This window comes from Cellulomonas sp. KU4C, assembly GCF_056868065.1.
On sequence record NZ_CP200322.1, the window covers coordinates 2,159,835 to 2,178,366 of the forward strand.

General features: G+C 75.3%; 13 protein-coding genes and 2 pseudogenes. 5 read left to right on the forward strand and 10 right to left on the reverse strand.

Annotated elements, in window-relative coordinates:
• The first annotated feature begins 2 nt into the window (after positions 1 to 2).
• Both AC1VL8_RS10315 and AC1VL8_RS10320 read left to right on the forward strand, forming a co-directional pair.
• A complete protein-coding gene (locus AC1VL8_RS10315) occupies positions 3 to 380 on the forward strand; it encodes a DUF2304 family protein (RefSeq protein ID WP_483075110.1) in 378 nt (125 codons plus the stop codon).
• On the forward strand, positions 377 to 2,239 hold the full coding sequence (locus AC1VL8_RS10320) for a DUF6077 domain-containing protein (RefSeq protein WP_483075111.1): 1,863 nt from the start codon (positions 377 to 379) through the stop codon (positions 2,237 to 2,239). The genes AC1VL8_RS10315 and AC1VL8_RS10320 overlap by 4 nt, the downstream gene beginning before the upstream one ends.
• Here the strand turns inward: AC1VL8_RS10320 and AC1VL8_RS10325 are convergent.
• The 8 genes from AC1VL8_RS10325 to AC1VL8_RS10360 form a co-directional block, all read right to left on the reverse strand.
• Entirely contained in the window at positions 2,182 to 4,524 is a 2,343-nt protein-coding gene (locus tag AC1VL8_RS10325) for a hypothetical protein (protein WP_483075112.1), read from the reverse strand. The two genes, AC1VL8_RS10320 and AC1VL8_RS10325, sit on opposite strands and share 58 nt — an antisense overlap.
• Positions 4,512 to 6,839: a hypothetical protein gene (locus tag AC1VL8_RS10330; RefSeq protein WP_483075113.1), complete on the reverse strand. Its 2,328-nt coding sequence runs from the start codon at positions 6,837 to 6,839 to the stop codon at positions 4,512 to 4,514. Before AC1VL8_RS10330 ends, AC1VL8_RS10325 begins: the two co-directional genes overlap by 13 nt.
• Positions 6,836 to 7,774, reverse strand: coding sequence for a WxcM-like domain-containing protein (locus tag AC1VL8_RS10335; protein ID WP_483075114.1), 939 nt, complete (start codon positions 7,772 to 7,774; stop codon positions 6,836 to 6,838). Before AC1VL8_RS10335 ends, AC1VL8_RS10330 begins: the two co-directional genes overlap by 4 nt.
• Positions 7,771 to 8,187, reverse strand: a complete 417-nt coding sequence (locus AC1VL8_RS10340; RefSeq protein ID WP_483075115.1) for a hypothetical protein — start codon at positions 8,185 to 8,187, stop codon at positions 7,771 to 7,773. The genes AC1VL8_RS10335 and AC1VL8_RS10340 overlap by 4 nt, the downstream gene beginning before the upstream one ends.
• Positions 8,180 to 9,142, reverse strand: a complete 963-nt coding sequence (locus AC1VL8_RS10345) for a glycosyltransferase family 2 protein (RefSeq protein ID WP_483075116.1) — start codon at positions 9,140 to 9,142, stop codon at positions 8,180 to 8,182. Before AC1VL8_RS10345 ends, AC1VL8_RS10340 begins: the two co-directional genes overlap by 8 nt.
• A complete protein-coding gene (locus tag AC1VL8_RS10350) occupies positions 9,129 to 10,232 on the reverse strand; it encodes a DegT/DnrJ/EryC1/StrS family aminotransferase (protein WP_483075117.1) in 1,104 nt (367 codons plus the stop codon). Before AC1VL8_RS10350 ends, AC1VL8_RS10345 begins: the two co-directional genes overlap by 14 nt.
• Entirely contained in the window at positions 10,229 to 11,101 is an 873-nt protein-coding gene (rfbA, locus tag AC1VL8_RS10355) for a glucose-1-phosphate thymidylyltransferase RfbA (RefSeq protein WP_483075118.1), read from the reverse strand. Before rfbA ends, AC1VL8_RS10350 begins: the two co-directional genes overlap by 4 nt.
• A gap of 62 nt (positions 11,102 to 11,163) precedes the next feature.
• Positions 11,164 to 13,998: an N-acetylmuramoyl-L-alanine amidase gene (locus AC1VL8_RS10360; protein ID WP_483075119.1), complete on the reverse strand. Its 2,835-nt coding sequence runs from the start codon at positions 13,996 to 13,998 to the stop codon at positions 11,164 to 11,166.
• A gap of 216 nt (positions 13,999 to 14,214) precedes the next feature.
• Here AC1VL8_RS10360 and AC1VL8_RS10365 point away from each other — a divergent pair.
• Positions 14,215 to 14,619: pseudogene (locus AC1VL8_RS10365) on the forward strand (type I phosphomannose isomerase catalytic subunit); the annotation flags it as partial.
• 214 nt (positions 14,620 to 14,833) lie between these two features.
• Positions 14,834 to 15,433, forward strand: a complete 600-nt coding sequence (locus tag AC1VL8_RS10370; RefSeq protein WP_483075120.1) for a hypothetical protein — start codon at positions 14,834 to 14,836, stop codon at positions 15,431 to 15,433.
• Positions 15,434 to 15,597: 164 nt separating this feature from the next.
• On the opposite strand, the pseudogene AC1VL8_RS10375 reads toward AC1VL8_RS10370, so the two are convergent.
• Together AC1VL8_RS10375 and AC1VL8_RS10380 are read right to left on the reverse strand one after the other, a co-directional pair.
• Positions 15,598 to 16,410, reverse strand: a pseudogene (locus AC1VL8_RS10375) (GDP-mannose 4,6-dehydratase); the annotation flags it as partial.
• Positions 16,407 to 17,390, reverse strand: coding sequence for a GDP-mannose 4,6-dehydratase (locus AC1VL8_RS10380; RefSeq protein WP_483075121.1), 984 nt, complete (start codon positions 17,388 to 17,390; stop codon positions 16,407 to 16,409). The pseudogene AC1VL8_RS10375 and the gene AC1VL8_RS10380, both read right to left, overlap by 4 nt.
• 123 nt (positions 17,391 to 17,513) lie before the next feature.
• Here AC1VL8_RS10380 and AC1VL8_RS10385 point away from each other — a divergent pair, with 123 nt between their 5' ends.
• The gene (locus AC1VL8_RS10385; RefSeq protein WP_483075122.1) at positions 17,514 to 18,464 is read left to right on the forward strand and encodes a glycosyltransferase family 2 protein; all 951 of its coding nucleotides are present in this window, start codon (positions 17,514 to 17,516) and stop codon (positions 18,462 to 18,464) included.
• The last annotated feature ends 68 nt before the right edge of the window (positions 18,465 to 18,532 follow it).

Genomic DNA, 18,532 nt, shown 5'->3' on the forward strand with positions numbered 1-18,532 from the left:
CGATGCTGATCAAGGGACTGCTGCTCGCCGCCATCGCCGTCGTCGTGGTGCTCAGCCTGCGCGCGCCCGCGGGCGCCCGGCACCTCGCGGTCCGGCGCGTCGCGGTCATCGCGTTCGCGGCGCTGGCCGTGCTGTCGGTGCTGTTCCCCGACGCCTGGAACGCGGCGGCCGAGGTGGTCGGCGTGGGCCGCGGCACGGACCTGCTCCTGTACGGGCTGATCGTCGTGTTCCTCGGCTACATGGTCACGAGCTACCGCAGGTTCCGTGACCTGGAGGGGCAGATCACCCAGCTCGCCCGGCGCCTCGCGCTGGACGAGGTCGCGACGGAGCTGCGGCCCCCGGACGAGGTGCCCCCGGCGGGACCGGGACCGCGGGCGTGACCCCGCAGGCCCCGGCGCCGGTCCCCGCGACCGCGCGCGCCGGCCGGTTCGTCGACGGCTGCCTCGACGTGGCGGTCGCCGCGCTCGGGATCTGGACGCTGCTGTACTGGGGAGTCCTCGCGGGCCTGCCCCTCGTGCCGGCGCTGGGCGGCTGGGCCGTCGCCGTCGCCGCGACGGCGTGGTGGCGGGTCCGGCGCCCCTGGCTGGTCGGGTTGCCCGAGGCGGGGCGCCTGACGACGTGGGCCGCGCTCGCCACCGCCGCCGCGACGGCGCTGCTGGCCTCCGCGGTCTCCCGCCCGGACGGGGACGACGCGTCGTTCGTGGCCCGGGCCACCTGGATCGCGGACCACGGCCGGCTGCCGCGCGGCGACTTCGTGTTCGGGGAGGTCGGGTGGCCCGCGACGTTCGGCTCCGAGCCGAACGTGAGCTCGGTCGAGGCGCTGCACGGCGCGCTCGCGCGGGTCACGGGGCTGCCGACGGGCGACGTGGTCTACCGCTACGCGGTCCCGCTCGCGGCGTTCGCCGCGGTGTGGGCGCTGTGGGTGCTGTACCGGGCCTGGGGGGCCCGGCGCCCGGTCGCGTCGCTGCTCCTGGCGCTGCTGTTCCTGGTGCTCGGCGGCTACGCGCACTCGACCTGGGGGAACCTGCACCTCGCGCGGATCTGGCAGGGCAAGGTCGTGCTCCTGGCCGTGCTGGTGCCCTACCTGTACGCGGTGGTCGCGACGCGGTGGCGGGCCACCGGGCCCCGGGTCCCGCGCGCCGACCTCGTGCGGGCGGCCGCGGTGCTCCTCGGCGCGGGGCTCGCGGGGGTCGGCGCGTCGTCCACGGCGGTGTTCCTGGTCCCGCTGGTCGCGGGCGTGACCGGTCTCGGTCTCCTCGTGGCGCGGCGCTGGGTCGAGGCGGGGCTGGTCGTGGTCGCGGCGAGCGCCGGGCCGCTCGTCGCCGGGGTGATGACCGTGCTGTCGCCCGCCGGTGCCCGCAACGAGACCGGCCGGGCGGCCGAGTGGCTCTGGACCCGGGTGCTGGGGGACGCACCGACGGTCTGGGTGCTGGTCGCCGTCGCCGGCCTGGTGGTGGTCGCCGGCGTGCTCGTCCCGCGGTGGTGCGCGGCGGTGGACAGGTCCGCGCAGGTGGGTCTGGCCCTCGCGCTGCTGGCCGGGTTCGCGTGCACCGTCCCGCCGCTCTACGGGGTGCTCACCGCGCTCACCGGCGGGGACGCCATCGCCTACCGCATCGCGTGGGTGCTGCCGGTGCCGGCTGTCGTGGGGCTCGTCGCGAGCCTGCCCGGACGCCGCGGCCTGCCGGTGGTCCCCGCGGTCGCGCTCGCCGTCGCCGCCGTGCTCGTGGTGGCGCAGCCGCTGTGGTCGGCGGAGAACGGCGCGAGCCTCGGCCGCCCCGGCACCTGGAAGGTGCGCGACCAGTCCGACCTCGCGGCGGCGCGCTGGGTCGTCGACCAGCACCCGGAGGGCCGGTACCTCGCGGCGAACTGGGTCTCCATGATGACGGCCGTGCTCACGTCCGAGCTTGCGGCCCGTCGGCACGCGGATGGACTACGTCCGCTCGCTGGACGCGGTCCCCGGGTCGCGGGTGGACCAGCGGGTGCTCCTGCAGGCGGTGGCCGACGGGGACCCCACGCTCCGGGTCGCCGAGAACACCGTGCGGGTGACCCGGGCCCTCGACGACCTCGACGTCACCGCCGCGTGCGTCGCCTGGTCGGACGCGTTCACCGCGGAGGTGTTCGCCGACTGGGAGCCCGGCTTCGCGTACGGCCCGTGGACCTGCTGGAGCAGGTGAGCGGCGGTCAGCCCCCGACGCGGTACACCGCCGCGCCGGGCCGTTCCCACACGAGGTGGGCGTAGCGCGCCAGGTCGGGGTGCTCCGGGGCGACGGTGCGGTCCACGACGAGCCACCGGACGCCGTAGGCGGACGCGAGGTGGTCGACCGCCTGCCGGGTCGGCGCCGTGAACACCACCTCGTTCTCGGCGAACCGCTGCTCGTCCCAGAACGGGTTGGTCCGGCTCCACTCGCGGTCCGGGTCCCGGCCGTCCGGGTACGCCCAGCCCTCGACCAGGACGCGCCGCTCGCTCAGCGCGGCGACGGTGAACTGCCGCGCGTCGCACGCCTCGGGCACGCCGAAGCAGTGCACGTTCGTGGCGACCACGTCGTCCACGGCGGAACCGTCCCGGACGACGCGCGCCGCGTCCGCCAGGTCGGGCGCGACGACGACGCCCTCGCCCTGCCACGGGACGGGCCCGGGCAGGTCGAGCACCGCGCCGCCCACCTCGTCCGCGCGGGTCGCGCAGGCGGCCCCGACGAGGAGCCCGAGCACGAGCGCGCCCGCCACGGCCGCAGTGCCGGCGGACGCCCGGGCGCGGGCGCTGACCCCCGTGAGCACCGCCGCGACGGCCAGCAGGCCCACGACGAGCAGGCCCGCCGGGGGAAGCAGCACCTCGGCCGTCGCGACGGCGCCCGCGGGCGGCTCGACGGGCGGCGTGGCGCTGCCCGCGCGGACGAGCAGCGTGCCGACGACCCCGGCGGCCCCCGCGAGGGCCACGACCGCGGGGTGCAGGCGCGACCGGCGGGCGCTCTCGACGAGCCCCCACGCGAGCAGCACCGCGACGACCGGCCAGGCGCCGTACAGGAAGTACACCTGGCTCACGCCGTTGGCGCGGGTCAGCAGCGCCCCGGACACCCCCGCGACGACGCACCCCACCAGGACGAGCAGGCCCGGCTCGAGGTACCCGGGTCGGCGCCGCAGCGCGGCGAGCGCGGCGACCGGGGGAGCGAGCCAGACCACCAGCGCGGCGGCGAGCAGCAGCAGCGTGGTCGCGCCGCCCGGCTCCGGCGCGAGCAGCCGTGCGAGGGGGACCGAGTCCAGGAGCGCGAGGGGGCGCACCTCCACCCGCTCGGTGCTCGTGCCGATCACCAGCAGCGCGACGAGGACGAACGCGGCCACGGACGCCCCGGCGAGGACCGCGGCGGTCCGCCAGGCGGGGTGCCCGCGGCGCCGGAGACCGGCCACCGCGGCGAGCAGGAACCCGCAGACCAGGACCGGGAGCAGCGTCGACTTCGCGCCGCCCGCCACGACCAGCACCGGCACCGCGACGAGCAGCAGCCCGGTCCGGTCGCGGCGGTCCCGGGACCGCACGGCGGCCACGCCGACGACGAGCGCGGCGAGGAAGAGGCAGGACCCGAAGGTCTGGGTGGGGGAGCGGAACGTCGCGAACGTCAGCAGGCCCGGCGAGAACAGCGGGTCGGGCACCAGCCCCCACGGCGCGGCGGAGGACGCGAGGACCGCGAGGACCGCGGCCACGGGCCCGGCCGCGGCACGACGGGACGCGCGGACCGCGAGGACGGCCACCAGCACGACGCCCAGCACGACGGACGGCAGCACCGCGAGCCGGTACAGCACCCACGTCAGGTCGATCCCGGTCGCCTGCGCCATGACGGCGAGGTGCTCGTAGGCGAAGAAGTGGTAGTCGAGCCGCTCGTCGTAGAGGTACGGGTACACGAGCGGCCAGAACGAGCGCACGCCGGCGGTGAGGCTCTGGTGGTACGTCATGTCGACGTAGGACGTCAGCGGGACCGCGCCCGCGTCGAGCCCGCCGCCGCCGGTGGGGCGCAGGATGTTCCGCGCGAACGAGGTCGACCCGACCCACAGCGCGGCGGCGCCGGCGGCACCGGCGAGCCACCACAGGTGCCCGGTCCGCCACGGGCGACCGGCCCGCCGGGTCCAGACGGCCCTCAGCCTCGGGTGCAGCGACGCGACCACGACCAGGGCGGGCCAGGCGAGCGAGGGCCACAGCCCCAGACGGGCCGGGCCGGCCGCCCACACCACGAGCACCTGCAGCGCGAGCCCGAGCGCGGAGCCCACGGCGAGGTCCTCGACGAGCGACGCCGAGCGGGTGCGCGCGGCCCGCCAGAGCAGGGTCCCGGGCAGCGCCACCAGGACGGCCCAGGCGAGGAGGTAGGTCACGGCCAGCAGCGGCGGGGTGCCGTAGCGGTGCAGCACGCCGACCAGGGCCGCCGCCGCGGCGAGGGCCGGCAGCGCGCGGGCGAGCAGCGGCCACCCGGCCCGGCCGCCGGCGCCCGCGGACCGCCCGGGACGCGCGTGCCGCACCGGCGAGCCCGTCAGCGGCGCCACGCGGCGTCCGCGCGGGGTCCGTCTCCGGCACCGGACGCCGGAGCGTCGACGCCGGACTCCGGAGCGCCGGGCGCCGGAGCGCCGGGCGCGGCGTCCGCCTGGCGACGTCGGCGGCGGCCGAGCAGCGCCGCGCCGACCGCCCAGAGCGCCGAGCCGGCGAGCCCCGCCCAGAACAGCAGCCACGCGCTCGTCAGCCCCGGCGTCACGTACCGCGCGGTCAGGGTGAGGTCGCCCGCGGGCAGCTCGGCCTCGATGACGCCGGCGGGGCCCATCCGCACCGGCACGTCCGAGCAGGTCCCGCCGTCGGTGCAGGCCTGCACCTGCCACCCGCGGTAGTACGCCTCGTTGAGCAGGACCGTGCCGCCGGACCCCGCGACCCGGTAGCGGAGCTCGCCCGGCCGGTAGCCCGCGGCCTCGACGGTCAGGTCCCGGCCGCAGGCGGTCGACGTGGCGCAGGCGTCCATCACCTCGAGCGGCGGCAGGCCCCCGTCGCTCGCGACGACGAATCCGGGCGCGGTGTAGAGCGCACGGGCGTCGACGGTGGTCGCCGGGTCCTGGAAGGCGCGCATCGCGGCCTCGAACGCGGCGTTGCCCTTGAGGTTGGAGTAGCCGCCGACCGACGCGAGCCCGGTGTAGTACGACGTGTTCCAGCGCTTCTGGTACTCCACGACCGGGACCGGGTCGTCGGTGAGCGCGGTGCGGGCCGGGCGGCGCTCGCCGGGCAGGACCGCGCTGGCCGCGGCGGTCCCGGGGTCGGCCCGCTGGGCGATCAGCGCGTCGGAGGTGGTGCCCCAGGTCTCGACCTCCGCGACGACGCGCTCCGCGCGCCACGGCCGGGTGGTGGAGAACGCCCAGTCGGTCCCCGAGAGCAGCGTCAGCGCCACGAGCACCGCCGCGAGGACCCGGCCGTCCGGTGCGGCGACGCGCCAGCGTGGGCTGCCGACCGCCGCGAGCCCGGCGACCACGACGGCCGAGGCGAGCAGGATCGTCCACGGGGTCGACCACCGGGGCGCGGTGAACCCGGCGACCTGGCCCACCGCGGCCGCGAACGCCAGCACGGCGCCGAGGGTGACGAGCACGGGCCAGCGTCGCCACGACAGCGTCGCGACCTCGCCGGACCGGCGCGCCAGGGCGTCCCGGCGCAGCGTGTCCGACAGCCCCCACAGGGCCAGCAGGACCAGGCAGGCGAGCAGCACCGGCCGGTAGTCGCTGAACCGGAACCGGCTCAGGTCGAAGCCCGGGAGCTCGCCCAGCAGGCGGAACCAGGGCCACAGCGGCAGCGACACCACCAGGCACGCGAGCGCCGTCACGAGCGCGGGGCGGGTCCGGCGGTCGCGCCACGGGACGAGGGCGAGCAGGACGACGCACGCGGCGGGCAGGAAGTAGGACCGCAGCGACATGTCCGTCGGCAGGTTCTCGCCGTCGTAGGGGAAGAACACCGTGCCGAGGATGCCGAGGCCGAACACGGAGGCGTCGGGGCCCGCCGGCTCGACGGCGTCCCGGACCGCGAGGGCCGGCAGGAACTTCAGGCACGCCATCATCCCGGCGAGCAGGACGGTGGCGGCCAGCGGGACCAGGTAGGCCGTCGGCCGCGGGCGCAGCCACACCTGGTGCGCGATCACCCAGGCCAGGCCGACGTAGACGAAGGCCACGACCATGCCGGGGTAGATGCCGATCAGCACCTGCCAGAGCAGCAGCGCCGCCACCGGCACGGACCACCAGCGGCGCCAGGGCCAGGCGGGCGACAGCACCAGGAGCACCCACGGCACCCAGGCGTAGCCGCGGACGATGTCGACGTGCTGCGCGTTGGCGAAGAACCCGGGGGCGAACGACCACGCGACGAGGCCGAGCGACGCCGCCACGCGACCGAGCCGCATCCGCCGGGCGAGCACGTACATGCCGAGGGCGCCGAGCACGACGTGCAGCGCCTGGACGACCGCCGCGACCCGCACCGAGTAGTCGGTGAGCTCCGCCGCGATCCCGACCGGGAGGTACCAGGCCGAGCTCTGCAGGGCCGTGCCGCTCGGGTAGCCGCCCCAGGTGTAGGGCATCCACTGCGGCGGGTCGAAGAACCCGCCGTCCCGCCACCAGGCGAACGCCTCGGTGCTGTAGGAGCCGAGGAAGTCGAACTGCGGGCTGATGTCCCCGCGGTAGTACCCGAGCAGCACCAGCAGCTGGGGCAGCGCCAGCAGGACGACGACCACGGCCGACTCCTGCGCGAGCGCGCGCACGCGCGGGCCGACCCGGAACCCGCGGGCCGCACGGTCCCGGGCGCCGGCGGGCTGCTCCGGGGCCGTCGTGCCCGCGGCGGTCACCGCCCGGCCGCCGCCGCGTCCTGCTCGGCCACGAGGGCGAGGAACGCGTCGTACTCGCGGATGTAGTCGTCCGAGTCGTACGGCAGCGAGGCGAAGACGCCGAGCACGGCGTCCTCGGAGTAGCGGTACTGCGTGCCCCACGTCATCGCGGGCATGTGCAGGCCGATCTCGGGACGGTCGAGCACGACGGTGCGGCGGGTGCGGCCGTCGTCGACGACGCAGGTGACCGAGCCGCGCAGGGCGACGAGGAACTGCTCGCAGGCCTTGTGGGCGTGCTCCCCGCGCACGTCGCGGGAGGGGACGTCGAGCACCGCGAAGAAGCGGCGGGGCACGAACGGCAGCGCGGACTCGAACTCGACGGCCGCGAGCGAGCCGCGCAGGTCGCGCGCCACGGTGACGGGGTGCAGCAGCGGGTCGTCGGTCGGCTCCTCGGACGACGGGGCCGCCGCCGCGGGCCGGGGCGACGCCTCGGTGCCGGTGTACCCGGTGATCCGCGCGGGGTTGCCGACGACCACCGCGTTGGCGGGGACGTCGCGGGTGACGACGGCGCCGGCGCCGACCATCGCGCCGCGACCGATCCGGATGCCGGGCAGGACGACCGCCCCGGACCCGATCGAGGCGCCGTCGCCGATCGTCGTCATGAGGAACTCGTCGGGGTACTGCTTCGAGCGCGGGAACCGGTCGTTCGCGAACGAGGCGTTCGGGCCGATGAACACGTCGTCGCCGACGCGCGTGCCGTCCCACAGCTGGACGCCGCACTTGATGGTGACCCGGTCGCCGAGCACCACGTCGTTCTCGATGAACACGTGGTCGCAGATGTTGCCGTCGGCGCCGATGCGCGCCCCGGGCAGGACGTGCGCGAACGCCCAGACGCGGGTGCCCTCGCCGACGGTCTCGCTCTCGCAGAGCGCCTGCGGGTGGACGAAGTGGTTCACGAGCTGCTCCGATCGGTCGTGGTGGTGCGCCGGTCGTGCAGCACGCGCGTGATGATCCGGCCGCCGACGAACGTCAGCGGCGCGGTCGCCAGCACGACGAGCCCGCTCGAGCCCCCCGGCAGCCCGGCGTCCTGCATCAGCTCGATGACGCCGAGCCCGACGAGGAACACCAGGAGGTACATCAGGACGTAGGCGATCGTGCCCGCACGTCCCAGCGGTACACCGTAGACGAACCGGTGGGCCAGGTACGTCGAGAGCGCGATCCCGCTGAGGAACACGATCACGTAGGCCATCGTCGGGTCGATGACCATCGCCAGCAGCGTCAGCGCGATCCCGGTCGCGGCGGTGTTCGCGAGCCCGGCCGCGGCGAACCGCCACGCGGCGGCGACCAGCGAGCGGGGCTGCTCAGGCATCGTCGCCGTACACCCGGTGCGACATGGCGACCGAGGTCGGCCGCGCCTTGCTGTTCTCGTACGTGCGCCACACGTAGGACCCGATCACGCCGAGCCCGGCGAGCAGCACGAACGTGGAGAACAGGACGACGAGCATGAGCGGGGTGTAGCCGACCTCGGTGATGGACCCGGTCAGCCAGGACACGAGCACCACCAGGCCGACGACCGTGGTGACCGCGGTCCCGAGCACGCCCACCGTGGTCAGCGCGCTGATCGGGATGTCGGTGAACGCGAACACCGAGTCCAGCAGGTACCGCACCCGCTTGCGCAGGGTCCACCCGGACTTGCCCGTCGTGCGCGCGACCCGGCTGTACGGCACCTCGGTGCGGCGGTAGCCCAGCCAGTAGAGCAGTCCCACGAGGCTCGAGTGCGACTCCTCGAGGGCGAGCAGGCGCTGGGCGACCGTCCGCGTGCAGCCGAAGACGTCCACCCCGCCCGGGGGGATCTGCGGGTTGATCGTCCGCCGGTACAGCGACCAGAACGTCCGGGACAGCAGGGACGTCATCGCCGGGTCGTCACGCGACTCGCGTCGCCCCACGACCACGTCGGTCTCGCCCGAGGCGAGCGCGGCGAAGAACGCGGCCATCAGCTCCGGGGGCTCCTGCAGGTCCGCGGCCATCACGCCGACGTACTCGCCCCGTGCCGCGGCGAGGCCGGTGCGGATCGCGGGGAACGACCCGAAGTTCCGCGAGTGCACCAGCAGCTGCGTCGGGATCGGCGCGTCCGGCAGCAGGCGCTCGAGCAGCACCTGGGAGCCGTCGGGGGACCCGTCGACCACGAACACCGCCTCGAGCGGTGCGTCCAGGCCCGCGGCGACCTCGGCCAGCCGTCGGACGACCTCCGCGAGGGTGTCCTGGTTGCCGTAGACGGGGATGACGACCGAGTAGGTGATCGTCCCGGGATCAGAAGCGGGCAAGAGCGTCTCCCACGCGTGCGACCTCGGCGTCCGACAGCTCCGGGAAGCAGGGGACGGACAGCACCTGCGTCGCGAGGCGCTCGGTGACGGGCAGCGAGGTCCCGGCGTGCTCCGCCGCGAACGCGGGCTGGCGGTGGTCCGGCGTCGGGTAGTGCACGTCGTGCCCGATGCCGAGCGCGGTGAGGTGCTCGCGCAGCGCGTCCCGGTGCTCGGTGGTCAGCACGGCGAGGTGCCCGACGTGCCCGGGGCCGTCGGCGGGCAGCACGTGCAGGCGGTCGGAGGCGCGCGCCGCGTAGTGGCCGATGATCTCGCGCCGGCGGGCGTTGCCCGCGTCGAGCCGGACCAGGCGGGTGCGCAGCACGGCCGCCTGCAGCTCGTCGAGCCGGGAGTTGCGGCCGCCGTCCTGCGCGATCAGGTACTTGCCGGACCAGCCGTACTGGCGCAGCCGGGCGACCCGCTCGGCGACCTCCGGGTCGGACGTCGCGATCGCACCGCCGTCGCCGACCGCCCCCAGGTTCTTCGTCGGGTAGAAGGAGAACGTCGCGACGTCGCCCAGCGACCCGGCCGCGCCCTGCGCGGTGCGGGCGCCCGCGGACTGCGCGCAGTCCTCGAGCAGGCGGATGCCGCGCTCGGCGCACAGCGCCCGCAGGGGGGCGACGTCGGCCGCACGCCCGTAGAGGTGCGTGACGACGACGGTGCCGACCCGGTCGTCCAGGACCGCCTCGACCGTGGCGGCCGTGAGCAGGTGCGTCTGCGGGTCGACGTCGGCGTAGCGGGGGGTGAGGCCGGCCCGGCGCGCCGCGGTGGTCGTGTAGCCACCGCAGTTCGCGGCCGTGACCACCACGGGTCGGGCCGGGTCGGTGACCGCGCGCAGCGCGATCTCGAGCGCGTCGGTGCCCGAGGCGACCCCGAGGACCCGGTCGGTCCCGAGGTAGGCCGCGAGCTCGGCCTCGAACGCCGCGTGCTCGGGGCCGTGCACGAGCCAGCCGGACGCCAGGACCCGGGACAGGGCGGCGGTGAGCTCCGCGGACTCCGCCGTCAGGGCGCGTCCGAGGTCGTTGACCGGGACGCGGGGGAGGTCCGCGGTCACTTCTCGCCGCTCTCGAGCAGCCCGAGCAGGTAGGCGCCGTAGCCGGACTTCACCAGGGCCTCGCCACGCACCCGCAGCTCGTCGTCGCTGAGGAACCCGCGTCGCCACGCGACCTCCTCCGGGGCGCCGATCTTCAGGCCCTGGCGGTGCTCGATCGTCCGGACGTAGTCGGACGCCTCGATGAGCGAGTCGAAGGTGCCGGTGTCGAGCCACGCCGTGCCGCGCGGCAGGACCTCCACCTGGAGCCGGCCCTGCGCGAGGTACTCGCGGTTGACGTCGGTGATCTCGTACTCGCCGCGGGCGGACGGCTTGAGGTCCCGGGCGATGGCCACGACGTCGTTGTCGTAGAAGTAGATCCCCGGCACGGCGTACGAGGACCGCGGCTTCGCGGGCTTCTCCTCGAGCGACAGCGCCCGGCCGTCGTCGTCGAACTCCACGACGCCGTAGCTCGTCGGGTCGGCCACGCGGTACGCGAAGACGGCGCCGCCGTCGATGCCGTCGAACCGGGTCAGGGTCGAGCCCAGGCCGGGGCCGTAGAAGATGTTGTCGCCCAGCACGAGCGAGGCGGACTCGTTGCCGACGAAGTCCGCGCCGAGCACGAACGCCTGCGCGAGCCCGTTGGGCTCGGCCTGCACCGTGTACTGGATCGAGACGCCGAACTGCGACCCGTCCCCGAGCAGGCGCCGGAACTGGTCGGCGTCGTGCGGGGTGGTGATGATGAGGATGTCCCGGATGCCCGCCAGGATCAGCGTCGACAGCGGGTAGTAGATCATCGGCTTGTCGTAGACGGGGACCAGCTGCTTGCTGACGCCGAGGGTGATCGGGTGCAGTCGGGTGCCCGAGCCGCCGGCCAGGATGATTCCACGCATGGGGGCCAGTGTGCCGCACCTCGCGCGTCCGCAGGAAACGCACGCGCGAGGTGCGGCACGGTTCAGGACGTGACCGTGCGGCAGCCGAGCCAGTGGGCGCGGCCCGGCCCGTTCGAGTTCGCCGCGACGCACACCTCGTGACGACCGGGGGCGACCGGGGCGCTGAACCGGAAGCCCTTGTCGGGCCCGGCGCCCGGGACCGCCGCCGCCACGTCGGGGCGCGCGACGCCCGTGGTGGTGAGGTAGCCGCGGCCGTCGACGAGCACGGTCATCGTGACCCGCCCGGCGACGAACGGGTCGTGCGCCCACCCGACGACCTGCACGGAGCCCGCCGACGCGGTGACCTGCTCCAGGTTGCCGATGGGCTCCGGCACGACGATCCGCACCGTGCGGCAGCCGAGCGAGGTGTTCGGCCCGGCCGGCGCGTTGACGGCCGTGATGCACACCTGGTTGTCGACGTCGAGCTGCCCGGGCACCCGGAGCGTGAAGCCCTGGTTCGGTCCGGCGCCCGGGACGGAGCGCGCGACGTCGGGCCGGGCGGTCTGGGTGGTCGTCCAGTAGCCGCGGCCGTTGACGTACACCGCGAGGCCGACCGGCGCGGTCGTGTCCGCGTCGAACGCCCAGCCGGACACGGTGATGTCGCCCTGCGCGCCGACGGCGGACTCGAAGTTGCCCGTGGGCGGGTTCGCGTCGAGCGCGACGGTCCGGCACCCGAGCGAGGTGTTGGGCCCGGCCGGGGTGTTGACCGCCGTGGCGCAGACCTGTCGGACGCCGCTGGCGGCGGGCACCGTGAGCGAGAAGCCCTGGTTCGGGCCGGCGCCGGGCACGAGGCGCGCCACGTCCGGGCGCGCCACCTGCGTGGTCGTCCAGAAGCCGCGGCCGTCGACGTAGACGGCGACCCCGACGGGGCCCGTCGTGTCCCGGTCGAGGGCCCAGCCGGACACGGTGATCCGGCCGTCCCGGCCCGCGGCGGCCTCGAGCTGTCCGGTCGCCGCCTGGTTGGAGACCGAGGCGGTCCGGCAGCCGAGCGACGTGTCGTAGCCGGCCCCTGCGGCGTTGTACGCCCACAGGCAGATCACGTTCCGGCCGCCGGCGAGCGGCACCGCGAGCTGGAAGCCCTGGTTCGGCCCCGCCGTGCCCGGGTACGCCGCCTGCACGTCGGGACGCGCCACGTTGGCGAGCGCCTCGGTGCGGACGCCGTTGACGAACGCGGCCACGTAGATCGAGCCCCGGGTGTCGGGGTCGTGCGCCCATCCGCGCAGGTTCACGGTCGAGCCGCTGACGGACATGCCGTCCCAGCTGCCGAACGGGGACGCGACCACGCCCGCGTCGACCAGCTGCGCCACGCGGGCGCGGATGTCGGGGAGCGCGTTGTAGAGGTTCTGCCCGGGGCACGACGTCAGGTTCGCGTCGCGGTGGGCGTAGATGGTCGGGAACGTCACGACGGTGCCCGCGGGGAACTTCGTCGCACCCCCGCCGGACACCATCGAGACCGAGGCGTTGCCCCGGACGCGCAGCTGGGAGAACTTCCAGGCGATCGTCTGGGAGATGGCCTCGAGCATCGCGGCGGGCGCCGCGGCGCTGCCGTACTCGCCGATGGCGGAGACGCCGAAGGTGCGGCTGTTGAACCCGCCCGTGTGCACGCCCACGACCGCCTGGTCGATGGACCCCGCGCGCCCCTCGAAGACGCGGCCGAACTTGTCGACCAGCATGTTGTAGCCGATGTCGCACCAGCCGCGGCCGCCGGAGGCCTCGGGACGCGTGTGGTAGGCGTAGAAGCCGCGCAGCAGGCCCGGGACGTCGGCGGCGGCGTAGGAGTTGGACGACGCGGTGTGGTGCACGGCGGCGGAGACCATCTCCGTGGTGACGTCGGACTGGCAGGTGCGCAGCGACTCGTCCGCGCCCCACGCGGCCCGCGAGATGATCGCCGGGCCGGGGTAGGCGGCGGCAGGCCGGGCGGCGGACCCGGTCGCGGTCCCGTCCCCGGTGCGCAGGACCGCCGAGGTCACCGTCGCGGTACCGGTCGCGGCGGCGGTGGCGGCGCTCGGACGGACGTCGGCCACCACGGGCGCGGGGTCCTCGCCCGGGTCGATCAGCACGGCCTTGAGGCCGCGGACGGTCCCGGCGTCGGCCTCGGCCCAGATCTGCAGGCCGTCGGCGTCGACCGCCACGATCGGGTCGGTGGCGCCGCGGGTGCCGGTCGCGTCGGTCCGGCTGTTCCCGTCGGGGGCGATGTCGGAGGCGCCGGCCGCCTCCCAGTCGGTCCACTCGCCGGCCGTCCGGTAGCGGTACCGGACGACGACGCCCTCGAGCCCGGGGTCGGCGTCCCAGGTGATGCCCAGGACGGAGAAGGGGTCGGTGTCCAGCTCGCGGGTCAGCACGTCCGGGGCGGGGGCCTCGGTGGCCTCCGGCGTCGGCTCGGCGGTGGGCTCCGCGGTCGGCCCGGCGGTCGGGCCGGCGGTCGGCCCGGCCGCGGGCGCGGACGCGCTCGGTGCGGGCTCGGGGTCGGTGGTCGCGTCGGGCTGCGCGGGGGCTGCGGGCTCGGTGGGCTCGGCAGGCGCTGCGGTCGCGCCCGGCGCGGCGGCGTCGTCGGCGGCGTCGTCGGTCGTGACGGCCGCGGTCCGGAACACGGCGCCGACGTCCGCGGACGCACCGGTCACCTGCGCGTCGGGCAGGACGGACTCGGTCGAGTCGAGCTCCTCGGCGGGCAGCGGCGCCTCGTCGGGCAGGGCGGCCACCTCGGCGGCGACGACGCCCCCGAGGTCGAGCTCCTGGACGGAGACCTCCGGCGCGGTGGCGGTGGTGGTGGTGTCGGCGGTCGCGACGACCGCCATCGGGGCGACCAGCCCGCCCGTGAGTGCCAGGACCGTGCCGGCCCTGCCCCAGTGTTGCGCCATGCGAGCGCCCCCATTCGTGTGTCTCGGTGCGCCTAGGGGACCATCTCGCGGCCGCGCGCGTCCCGCGCGACACGCGTCGCGCCTGCCACAGCCGGGCCGGGATCGCCACCCGGGGTGTGGAATCGTGGGTGAACCTGCGGGCCGGACGGGTGACAGGGCCCCGGACCCTGTCCGATATGTGCCAATCTGTCCCCATTCCAAGCCGAGGGGAGCGTGATGATCCGGATCTCGAGTGCCGAGCTGCACTACGCCTGGGGGTCGCCGTCCGCGATCCCCGACCTGCTGGGCACGCCGGCGACCGGCGGACCCGTCGCCGAGGCGTGGTTCGGCGCCCACCACGCCGGGCCCTCCCGGATCGTGCCGGACCCGGCGGGCCACGACCGCGCGGCCCCGTCCGGCACGCTCGCGGCGGCGATCGCCGAGGACTCCCGGCGCCTGCTCGGGGACGACGTCGTCGCCCGGTTCGGCCCCACGCTGCCCTACCTGCTGAAGATCATCGCGGCCGACCGCCCGCTGTCCCTGCAGGTGCACCCGAACATCGAGGCCGCGCGCGAGGGGTTCGACCGCGAGGAGGCCGCCGGCGTGCCGCTGGACGCGCCGCACCGCTCCTACCGCGACCGCAACCACAAGCCGGAGCTCGTGTACGCGCTGACGCGGTTCGAGGCGGTCAGCGGGTTCCGCGCCCCGCGCCGGGCGGCGGAGCTTCCTGGCGGGCCTCGACGCTCCCCTGGCCAAGGAGCTGCACGACGAGCTCGCGGCCCAACCGGACGCGCGCGGCATCGAGGCCGCGTTCACCTGCCTGCTCCAGCCCGGCACCCGGCCCGGCCCGGAGGCGGTGGAGGAGGTCGTGGCGGCGTGCGCGGCGCGGCTCGCGCACGGGTCGCCGTCACCGCGCGCCGACCGCACCGTGGTCCGCCTCGCCGAGGCGTACCCCGGCGACCCGGGCATCGTCACGTCGCTGCTGCTGAACCCCGTGACCCTGCACCCGGGCGAGGCGCTGTTCGTCCCCGCGGGCGGGGTGCACGCGTACCTCAGCGGGGTCGGCGTGGAGATCATGGCGTCGTCGGACAACGTGCTGCGCGCCGGGCTCACCCCCAAGCACGTGGACGTCGCCGAGCTGCTGCGCAACGTCGACTACGTGGCCGCCCCGCCGATCCGGATCGCCCCCGAGCGGTTCCACGGCGCCACCCGCGTCTACTACGCGCCCGTCGACGACTTCGAGCTGTCGATCACGACCGTCGAGGACGACGGCCTGCACCCGCTGCCCGGCCGCGGGCCCCGCGTCCTGCTGTGCCTCGACGGCGCCGCGACCGTCCGGGGTGCCTCCGGCGCGACGCTCACGCTCCAGCGTGGTGAGGCGGCCTTCGTGCCGGCCTCGGACGGGGCGCTGCAGGTCGAGGGCCGGTCGCGGCTGATCCAGGCCGACGTGCCCTGACCCGGGTCGACGCGGGTCAGGCGGCCCCGCCCGCGACCGCGAGGTCGTGGTCGACCATCGCGCCGACCAGCGCCTCGAAGTCGTGCGTGCGGGTCCAGCCGAGCTTCCCGCTCGGCGCGGCCGGGGTCGCCGACGAGCTCCGGCGCGTCGCCCGGACGCAGCAGCCCGGTGTCGACGTGGACGTACCGCTCCCAGTCGTCGATCCCCGCGCGCGCGAACGCGGCACGCACGAAGTCCTCGACCGCGTGCGCCTGCCCGGTCGCGACCACCCAGTCGCCGGCGCCGTCGTGCCGGGCGGCACGGACCATCGCGTCCACGTAGTCCGGCGCCCAGCCCCAGTCCCGGCGCGCGGCGAGGTTGCCCAGGACCAGGCGGTCGTCCAGCCCCCGCGCGATCCGGGCGGCGCCGCGCGTGATCTTGCGGGTCACGAACGTCTCCGGCCGCCGCGGCGACTCGTGGTTGAACAGCACGCACGACGCGACGTGCAGCCCGCGCTCGCGGTAGACCGCGGCGAGGTGGTGCGCGAACGCCTTCGCCGCGCCGTAGGGGTTCCGGGGGGCCACTGGCGTCGACTCGTCCTGCGGGACCCGGTCGGGGTGCCCGAAGATCTCGGCGGAGGACGCCTGCACGACCCGCACCGCCCGGCCCGACGCGTCCTGCACCGCCAGCGCGGCGTCGAGCAGCGCGAGCGGCGCCAGCCCGGACAGCTCGGCAGTCGCCTCCGGCTCCGCCCAGGACCGCGCGACCGAGCTGATGCCGCCGAGGTTGTACACCTCGTCCGGGGCGAGCCGCAGCACCAGCGCGCGCAGCCCGTCCCGGTCGGCCAGGTCCACCGCGTGCGGGGTCCAGCCGACGCGGACGGGCACCTCGTCCCCGGGGCGGACGGTGCCGTGCACCACCACGCCCTCCGCGAGCAGGCGCTCGACCAGGTACGACCCGTCCTGCCCGGTCGCGCCGGTCACCAGCGCGACGGTCACGCCACCCGCCCGCGCTGCTCCGCGAGGTCGTGCTCCACCATCATCGCGACGAGCGCGGGGAAGTCGACCGTCGGCCGCCAGCCGAGCCGCTCGTGCGCCTTGGACGCGTCGCCGACGAGCAGGTCCACCTCCGCCGGGCGGACGAACTCGGCGTCCGTGCGGACCAGGCCGGACCAGTCGTCGATGCCGACGTGCCCGAACGCCGCGTCCAGCAGGTCGCGGATCGAGTGCGTCTGCCCCGTCGCGACCACGTAGTCGTCCGGCTCGTCCTGCTGCAGCATCCGCCACATCGCCTCGACGTAGTCGCCGGCGAAGCCCCAGTCGCGGCGCGCCTCGAGGTTCCCCAGCACGAGCTCGTCCTGCAGGCCCAGCGAGATCCGCGCGACCGCCTGGGACACCTTGCGCGTGACGAACTCGGGCCCGCGGCGCGGCGACTCGTGGTTGAACAGGATCCCCGACGACGCGTGCATCCCGTAGGACTCGCGGTAGTTGATCGTCATGTAGTGGCCGAACACCTTCGCGACGCCGTACGGCGACCGCGGCCACAGCAGCGTGGTCTCGCGCTGCGGGACCTCCTGGACCTTGCCGAACATCTCCGAGGAGGACGCCTGGTAGAACCGCACCCGGCCGGGGTCGTCCCCGGCGTGCAGACGCACCGCCTCGAGCATGTTCAGCACGCCCGCCGCGGTGACGTCGGTCGTGATCCGGGCGTTCTGCCACGAGTACGCCACGTACGAGATCGCGCCGAGGTTGTAGACCTCGTCGGGCCGGGACGTCGCCAGCGCCGCCATCAGGCTGGGCGTGTCCGTGAGGTCGCCGGTCAGCACGTGCACGTCCGGCACGGCCTCGCGCACCAGGGCGATCTTCGGGTTGTTCTGCCCGCGCACCAGCCCGTAGACCTCGTACCCCTTCGCGAGCAGCAGCTCGGCGAGGTACAGGCCGTCCTGGCCGGTGATGCCCGTGATGAGTGCGCGTGCCATGTGGTCTCCGGTTAGTCGTCGGTCACCGGCGCGGCGGCGGCGCACCCCGGTCCGGTGGCTAGGCTACCGACGACCTCGGGATACGGACGGCACGGGCGGGCGTGGGACAGGCGTGAGCAGAGCATGAAGGTCGTCGTGCAGGTGCCCTGCCTCGACGAGGAGCAGACCCTGGCGGCCGTGCTGTCGTCGGTGCCCACGCACATCGACGGGGTCGACGAGATCGCCGTCGTGGTCGTGGACGACGGCTCCACCGACCGGACCGCCGAGGTGGCGCGGGCCTACGGCGCGACCGTCGTGCGGCACGCGCGCACGATGGGCCTTGCGCGCTCGTTCCGGGACGGCGTCGACTGGGCGCTCGCGCACGGCGCCGACGTGGTCGTGAACACCGACGGCGACGACCAGTACCCGCAGGACCGGATCGGCGACCTCGTGCGCCCGATCCTCGAGGGCGTCGCCGACGTGGTGATCGCCGACCGCCAGACGGCGACGATCGCCGAGTTCTCCTGGTTCAAGAAGCGGATGCAGCGGTTCGGCAGCGCCGTCGTGAACGGTGCCGCCGACACGCGGCTGCCCGACGCGGCCAGCGGCTTCCGCGCGTACTCGCGCGCCGCCCTGCTGCGGATCAACGTGGTCACCGACTTCTCCTACGCGATGGAGACGATCATCCAGGCCGGGCACAAGCGGCTCCGGATCGTCAGCATCCCCGTGGTCACCCACCCGAAGACCCGGGAGTCGCGGCTGTTCCGCAGCGTGTTCCACCACATGGCCCGGTCTGCGTCGGCGATCGTCCGCTCGTACCTGATGTTCAAGCCGTACGTCGTGTTCGCGACGCTCGCGGTGGTGTTCGGGGTCCTGGCGCTGGTGCCGATGGTCCGGTTCCTGGCGCTGTGGCTGGTGAACGGCGAGGCGGGCAACGTCCAGTCGCTGATCTTCGGGGCGATCATGGCTGTGGCGTGCCTGCTGTCGGGCGCCCTCGGCGTCCTGTCGGACCTGCTGCGCACCAACCGGGTCCTGCTCGAGGAGCAGCTGGAGCGGATCAAGCACCTGCAGTACGACGGCCGCCCCGGCGCCTGAGCGGCACCCGGGGCCCGGCGGGTCGTGGCCGCTACGCTCGCCTGCGTCGCACCGCGACCCCTGCACCC